Annotated in this window: 5 protein-coding genes and 1 pseudogene; 5 read left to right on the forward strand and 1 reads right to left on the reverse strand. The window is 74.2% G+C overall.

Annotated elements, in window-relative coordinates; all coding sequences use genetic code 11:
* Positions 1-119: 119 nt before the first annotated feature.
* On the reverse strand, positions 120-1,058 hold the full coding sequence (locus LCE31_RS23820; protein ID WP_374118537.1) for a D-alanyl-D-alanine carboxypeptidase: 939 nt from the start codon (positions 1,056-1,058) through the stop codon (positions 120-122).
* Between the two features lie 398 nt (positions 1,059-1,456).
* Here LCE31_RS23820 and LCE31_RS23825 point away from each other — a divergent pair, with 398 nt between their 5' ends.
* The 5 genes and pseudogenes from LCE31_RS23825 to LCE31_RS23845 form a co-directional block, all read left to right on the forward strand.
* Complete coding sequence (locus LCE31_RS23825; protein WP_225017422.1) at positions 1,457-3,466, forward strand: glycoside hydrolase family 9 protein; 2,010 nt, start codon at positions 1,457-1,459, stop codon at positions 3,464-3,466.
* Between the two features lie 179 nt (positions 3,467-3,645).
* Positions 3,646-4,416 carry a FadR/GntR family transcriptional regulator gene (locus LCE31_RS23830; protein ID WP_225017424.1) on the forward strand — a complete coding sequence of 257 codons (771 nt, stop codon included), beginning with the start codon at positions 3,646-3,648 and terminating at the stop codon, positions 4,414-4,416.
* On the forward strand, positions 4,413-5,702 hold the full coding sequence (locus LCE31_RS23835) for a CynX/NimT family MFS transporter (protein WP_308042299.1): 1,290 nt from the start codon (positions 4,413-4,415) through the stop codon (positions 5,700-5,702). The genes LCE31_RS23830 and LCE31_RS23835 overlap by 4 nt, the downstream gene beginning before the upstream one ends.
* A gap of 107 nt (positions 5,703-5,809) precedes the next feature.
* A complete protein-coding gene (alr, locus tag LCE31_RS23840) occupies positions 5,810-7,027 on the forward strand; it encodes an alanine racemase (RefSeq protein WP_225017426.1) in 1,218 nt (405 codons plus the stop codon).
* A pseudogene (locus tag LCE31_RS23845) lies at positions 7,024-7,415 on the forward strand (hypothetical protein); the annotation flags it as partial. The gene alr and the pseudogene LCE31_RS23845, both read left to right, overlap by 4 nt.

Genomic DNA, 7,415 nt, shown 5'->3' on the forward strand with positions numbered 1-7,415 from the left:
CCATCACGGAATGGATCAGCGACGCGCCATCCTGGGCCTGCCGGGCCCTGGGCTTACCCCGCGCGCCCCGGAGCGGCCCCCCCCCGCCCCCCCCCCCCCCCCCCCGGCCGCGCATGCGGTCAGCGCGCGAACCCGTAGTCCATCAGCTTCTTCGCGTCCGCGGTGCGGCTCGTCTCGGACGACGAGGCGAGGACCGTGCCGATGACGGTCCTGCCGTCGCGCGTGGCGGCGAAGACCAGGCAGTACTTCGCCTCGGGCCCCGAGCCCGTCTTCACGCCGATCGAACCGGAGTAACTCCCCAGCAGGTTGTCGGTGTTGGTCCACGCCATCGTCCGGTGGCCGCCGCTCTTCGTGAGGGTGCTCTGCTTGGTCGACCTCGTCTTCACGACGGTGCGGAAGGTGCTGTACTTCATGGCGTTGCCCGCCAGCTCGGTCAGGTCGCGCGGCGTGGAGTAGTTGGCGCCGTTGCCGATGCCGTCGAACGAGTCGAAGTGCGTGTTCTTGAGGCCGAGGCTCTTGGCCGTGGCGTTCATCTGCCCGATGAACGAGGACACCCGCGCGGCGCGCGTGGAGCCCTTGCCGAACGTGTCGGCGAGCGCGTACGCGGCGTCGCAGCCGGACGGCAGCAGCAGCCCGTACAGCAGCTGTCCGACCGTCACCCGGTCGCCGACGATGAGATGTGCGGAGGAGGCGTTCTTCGCGACGATGTAGTCGCTGTAGGCCTTCTGGATCGTGACCTTCCGCTTCAGGTCCAGGCCCTTCTGCGCCAGCACCACGCGCGCGGTCATGATCTTCGTGGTGGACCCGGTCGACCTGCGGGTGTCGGCCGCCTTGGTGAAGTACGACGTGCCGCTCGCGTCGTTCATCACGTAGCCGCCCGCGGCGGCGATCGACGGCGCTTTCGGCACGGCTTTCAGCACGGCCGCCTGCCGGACGGCCGCCGGGCCGGATCTGGCCGGGACGGGGGTGGCGGCCTGGGCCGGGACCGCGATCGCCCCCGAGGCGAGCACGGTGCCGACGGCGACGCCGAGCGCGGATATGCGGTGAATGGTGGGGATCGAGCGCTTCACGTCGTTTCCTCCAGAGGCCCTTGACGCGTGGTCATGTCTATGACCGCTTGCCGGTGCGGCGGCTGCCAAACGCCTCGGGGAGGTCCGGGTGGATTCGGGGAGGTTCGGGGGTGGTTCAGCGGATGGGTTCCGAACAGCACGCCGCTGGAGGCGACTTGGGCGGGCCCTCGTCGCACATCGCCGTGCGGCAGCGGCAGCGGGAGCGGGAGCGGGACGGTGCCGGCCGGCGGGGCGGGCGGCGTCCGCTCCCGAACCGGTGCCGCTGTGCGGGGTCTTGACCCGCCGATCACCCGGCCTTACGGTCGCGGATTGTTTGGAAAGTTTCCTTCTAATCGTTGGCTCTTTCCGGCACCCCCTTCGTCTCTTCGTCGTGGAGGATCAGATCCATGTCCGTTCCCCAACCAGCCGGCCACGACCGTGAGTACAGCCACGACCCCGACCACGGCCACGACCGGCCCGGCCACGACCGCACCCGGCGGCGGCTGCTGCTGAGCGGGACCGCGGCCCTCGGCGCGGGTGTCGCCGGGATCGCCGGCGGACTGGCGCCCGCGGGCGCCGCGCAGGCCGCCCCCGCGCCCCCCCCGGCCCCCCCCCCCGGGGGCGCGGCCGGCGGGCCCGGCCGGGGCGCCCGTGTCCACGCGAACAACGTCGGCTACGAGGCCGGCGGCCCCAAGCGGGCCGTCATTGTCGCCGACGCGGACTCCGAGCGCCCCGTCCCGTACCGCGTGGTCGACGCCGACACCGGCCGCACCACGCACCGCGGCACCGCACGCCGCGCGGGCGCGGTGCCCGACTGGCGCGCCGACCACTGGCCCGCCACCCCCCAGTACCACTGGATCGCCGACTTCTCCGCGCTCACGACGCCCGGCCGGTACGTGCTCGTGCTGGGCGGCGGCGCCGGAGGCGAAGGGCCCGCCGCCGACTCCGCGCCCTTCCGCGTCGAGGCGGGCGTACTGGAGCGCAGGACGCTCTCCCACGTCGCGCACTACTTCAAGGACTCGCGCTCCAGCGGCCAGTACGACAAGACGGACCGCTCGCTCGTGCCGTCCGGCGGTACGCAGCCGGTCGACGCGCACGGCGGCTGGTACGACGCCGCCGCCGACTGGGGCAAGCACTTCACGCAGCTCTCCGACACGACGTACTTCAACACCCTCTCCATCCCGCTGACCGCCTGGGCGATGCTCGCCACGCACGACGCCCTGGTCGCGCGGAAGGACTCCGACTTCACCGCCCTCGTGGGCTGGTTCCTCGAAGAGGGGCTGTTCGGCGCCGACTACCTGGCGCGCGTCCACAAGCCAGGTGCCACGTTCTACAGCTCCATCTCCCAGGACGAGGCGTCCGACCTCGGCGCCGACCCCGCGAAGCGGACCCTCGACGGCACCCAGGTCGCCTACCGGGAGGGCGCGGGGCTCGCGGTGGCGGCGCTCGCGCGGGCGAGCACGTACCCCGTCTCCGGCGACCACGCGTCCGCCGACTACCTTGCCGCGGCCGAGGACGCGTTCGCGTACCTGGCGACGCACAACGCGGGGATGGTCAACGACGGCAAGGAGAACATCCTCGACGACGCCAACGGCCTGCTCGCCGCCGTCGAACTCGCCAGGGCCACGGCGGGGGACGCGGGGAAGGCGGGCGCCTACCGGGCCGCCGCCGCCGATCGCGCGAAGCGGCTCATGGCGCGCCTCGCCCGCTGGAAGACGTACCGCGACTACTGGCGCGCGGACGACAAGGACCGGCCCTTCTTCCACCCATCCGACGCGGGCCTGCCCGCCGTCGCGCTGCTGACGTACCTGGACGTCGCCGACGACGCCACGGCGAAGCGCGTACGGGAGACGGTCCGCAGGTCGATGGAGTTCGAACTCGCCGTCACCGCCGAGGTCGCCAACCCCTACGGCTACGCGCGCCAGCTCGTGCAGGACGCCGACGGCAAGCGCTACAGCGGCTTCTTCTTCCCGCACAACGTCACCCCGCGCACCCAGGACGCCTGGTGGCAGGGCGAGAACGCGCGTATCGCCTCGCTCGCCGCGGCCGCGCGCCTCGCGGCGGCGAAACTCGGCGACCCGGCCCTCGCGAAGCGGCTGCACGCGTACGCGACCGCCCAGCTCGACTGGATTCTCGGCGCCAACCCGTTCAGCGTCTGCATGATGGAGGGCCACGGCAACGAGGTGCCCCTCTACCAGGAGTACCCGGACCCGGTGACGCTCGGCCATGGCTCCTACCGCTGGTTCCGCTCGGCGGGCGGCATCGTCAACGGCATCACGGGCCGCGCCACCGACGGCTCCGGCCTCCAGTGGGACCCGGGCGAGGCCGAGACAGGACCGAACACGGACTGGCGCTGGCTGGAACAGTGGCTCCCGCACGCGACCTGGTACGGCTACGCGGTGGCGATCGGCGGCTGAGCGGCCGGCCTCGCCGGCGGGCGCCCCGGACCCGCTCGGGGGCCCCCGGGCCTCAGCCGCGCCCGTGCGGTCATACATGGGATGTTAGGCTCATTGTCATACCTAGAAACATGGGATGTTCGGCAGTCTGGCCGGACGGGGGCGTGGCGAGCGCGGGCGCGAGGAGAGAGGGGGCCGGTGTGCCGATTCGGGTGGCGGAGCGGTCGAGTCTGGTCGACCGGGTGATCGAGCAGTTGCAGAGCCTGATCGAGTCGGGCGAGTGGCCGGTGGGGACGAAGATCCCCGCAGAGCCCGTTCTGACGGAGATGCTCGGCGTGGGGCGCAACACCGTACGGGAGTCCGTCCGCGCTCTCGGGCACAGCGGGATGCTGGAGCCTCGGCAGGGCGACGGCACGTACGTGCGCGCCTCCGACGCGCTCGGCGCGGCCCTGCACAGGCGGCTGCGGCGCGCCGGGCACCTGGAGGCCCTTGAGGTGCGCTCGGGCCTGGAGCGCGACGCGGCCAGGCTCGCCGCCTCGCGGCGTACGGACGAGGACCTGGCGGTGCTGCGCAAGGCGCTCGCCGAGCGGAGCGCCGCCTGGGACTCGGGCGACACGGACGCGTTCGTACGGGCCGACGTGGCGTTCCACCACGCGGTGGTCGCCGCCGCGCACAACGGCATGCTCGCCGACCTCTACAGCCACCTGACGGACGGGCTGCGCGGCGCGATCGCGTCCATCGTGGACGCGCCGCTGCCGGACCCGCGGCGCTCGCAGGCCGACTCGCACGCGGACCTGCTCGACGCGATCGGGGCGGGCGACGCCGAGGCGGCCACGGACGCGGTCGCCCGCTACATCGAGGAGTCGGTCAGCTCGCTGCGGGCGCTCCAGGCCGCGGACCCGCTGCCCGGTCCAGGGCCGGGCAGCCGGCGCGACGGCGGCATGGGCCGCGAGGAAGGAAACCGAGAGTGAGCACTGCCTCAGAGAACACGGGCACGGACACCGTCAGCGACCTGGCCGGCGGCGTGGACACGGGCGGCCCCGGTGGCGCGACGCCGCGCGTCCGCGCCGGGATCTTCCTCGGCGTCGGCGTCATCGTCCTCGCGCTGAACCTGCGACCCGCGATCGTCGCCGCGTCGCCCATGCTCGACACGATCCGCGCCTCCACCGGCATGTCCGCGACCACGGCGGGCCTGCTGACCACGCTGCCGCTGCTGTGCTTCGGGCTGCTCGCGCCGTTCGCGCCGCGCCTCGGCCGCAGGCTCGGCATGGAACCGGTGCTGCTGCTGACGATGGCGGCGATCTGCTGCGGGACCGCCCTGCGGCTCATACCGTCGATGGCCGCGCTGCTCGGCGGCACCGTCGTCGTCGGCGCCGGCATCGCCGTCGCGAACGTCCTGCTGCCCGGCGTCATCAAGCGGGACTTCCCCGACCGCGTGGGCCTGATGACGGGCCTGTACTCGATGTCGCTGTTCGGCGGCGCGGCCCTGGCCGCGGGCATCACCGTGCCCGTCGGGCACGTGCTCGGCCTCGGCTGGCGGCCCACGCTCGCGCTGTGGGGGCTGCTCGCCGTGATCGCGCTGCTGGTGTGGGCCCCGCAGGTCCGCCGCCGCACGCGCGCCTCCGCCGCGCAGGCGGGCGCGGCGGCGCACCCCGTACGCGGACTGTGGAGCCACCCGGTGGCCTGGCTAGTCACCGGCTACATGGGCCTCCAGTCGCTCTCGTACTACGCGGCCGCCGCCTACCTGCCGACCATGCTCACCAACGCGGGCATGGCCCAGGGCACGGCCGGCTGGATGCTCTCCTTCTCCAGCCTCCTCGGCATCGCGGGCGCCTTCCTCAGCCCGGTGCTCGCGGCCCGTGGTGTACGCCCCGGACTGCTGGCGACGATCGGCGCCGTCCTCACGGCGGGAGGCTTCGCCGGCATGGCCACGGCACCCGTCGGCGGCGCGTACCTGTGGATGATCCTGCTCGGCCTCGGCCAGGGCGCGGCCATCTCGCTGGCGATGCTGTTCATCGTGCTGCGCTCGCCCGACACCCGGCACGCCGCACAACTGTCCAGCATGGCGCAGTGCTTCGGCTATCTGCTGGCCGCCGCGGGGCCGCTGGCGCTCGGCGCGGTGCACCAGGCGACCGGCGGCTGGACCGTACCGCTGATCATCCTCATCGTCCTGCTCGCCCCCCAGACGGCCGTGGGCCTCGGCGCCTCGGTGAACCGCCACGCGGCGCCGGAGCAGCGAGGCGCGCGGGAAGGGTGAGGGGCGCCGGGCGTCCGGGGGCCGGAGCGGGCTCCGATCGCGCCAGCCCGGCGGTCGTCGGGTCCGGCGCGCGGACCGACGAGGTCTGTTCTGAGACACTTGGCACGATGACCGCTGACCACCAGAGCTCACGGCACGTCAGGGCCCGTGCCGAGATCGATCTCGCCGCCCTGCGCGCCAACGTGCGCGCCCTGCGCGCCCGGGTCGCCCCCGGTGGCGCGCGGCTCATGACCGTCGTCAAGTCCGACGCGTACGGGCACGGCATGGTGCCCGTCGCCCGTGCGGCCCGCGCCGCCGGAGCCGCGTGGCTCGGCACCGCGACGCCGCACGAGGCGCTCGCCCTGCGCGCGGCCGGGGACGAGGGACCCCTGATGTGCTGGCTGTGGACCCCCGGCGACCCGTGGGCCGCCGGGATCGAGGCCGGACTCGACATGGGCGTCAGCGCCCTGTGGGCGCTGCGCGAGGTCGCCGAGGCCGCGCGCGCGACCGGCCGCACGGCCCGTGTCCAGCTCAAGGCCGACACCGGCCTCGGCCGCAACGGCTGCCAGCCCGCCGACTGGCCGGAACTCGTGGGTGCCGCGCTCGCCGCCCAGGCCGCTGGCGAGGTCCGGATCACCGGCCTGTGGTCCCACTTCGCCTGCGCCGACGAGCCCGGCCACCCGTCCGTCGGCGCGCAGTTGGACGTGTTCCGCGAGATGCTCGCGTACGCGGAGAAGGAAGGCGTCGAGCCCGAGGTGCGGCACATCGCCAACTCGGCCGCCGCGCTCACGCTCCCCGAGACCCACTTCGATCTCGTGCGCGCGGGGATCGCCACGTACGGCATCGCCCCCAGCCCCGAGCTGGGCACCGCCGCCGACTTCGGGCTGCGGCCCGTGATGACGCTGTCCGCGTCGGTCGCGCTGGTCAAGCGGGTCCCGGAGGGGCACGGCGTCAGCTACGGGCACACGTACCGCACGGCCGGCGAGACCACGCTCGGCCTGGTGCCGCTCGGGTACGCGGACGGCATCCCGCGCCACGCGTCGGGGCGCGGCCCGGTGCTGATCGGCGGCAGCGGCCCGTGGCGGCGGGTGGCAGGGCGGGTCGCGATGGACCAGTTCGTGGTCGATCTCGGCGGCGACGTCGTCCAACCCGGCAGCCGCGCGGTCCTGTTCGGCCCCGGCGACGACGGCGAGCCCACGGCCGAGGACTGGGCCGAGGCCGCGGACACGATCGCGTACGAGATCGTCACCCGCGTCAGCGACCGGGTCCCGCGCGTCTTCCTGAACGAGGACGCGACGCCGGAGGCGGGCACCCCCGCCCGGCCCGTGGAAGGCGGCGGCTCGTGAGCGAGGGCGGCGCGGCGCAGGAGGCGGCGGGGGCCGCCACCGCCGCGGTCTCGGCGGCCTCCGCGGTCACCGGCAGCTGGCGGCGGGCCGGTCTCGCGGGCGCCGCGATAGGCGTGATCGCGGCCGGCGCCGCCGCGGGCGTCGCCATCGACAAACTCACCGTCAGCCGCGGCATGCGCCGCAGGGCGCGCCTCGCCCTCGACACGGCGGGCCCGTACGGGACCCTGCGCGGCACCCCGGGACGGGCGATCGCGGACGACGGCACGGCGCTGTACTACGAGATCGACGAGATCGACGAGATCGATGAGGCTGACGGGGCCGATGAGGCCGACGAGTCGGAGGGGGCCGAAGGGACCGAGGGGGCTGGAGAGGCCGGCGAGGCGGGCGG

This window comes from Streptomyces sp. 8L, from assembly GCF_020176795.1.
GTDB lineage: Bacteria > Actinomycetota > Actinomycetes > Streptomycetales > Streptomycetaceae > Streptomyces.

Coding starts and splice junctions, on each gene's coding strand:
- LCE31_RS23825 (WP_225017422.1), top strand. CDS start 1,457: ATGTCCGTTCCCCAACCAGCCGGCCACGACCGTGAGTACAGCCACGAC.
- alr (WP_225017426.1), top strand. CDS start 5,810: ATGACCGCTGACCACCAGAGCTCACGGCACGTCAGGGCCCGTGCCGAG.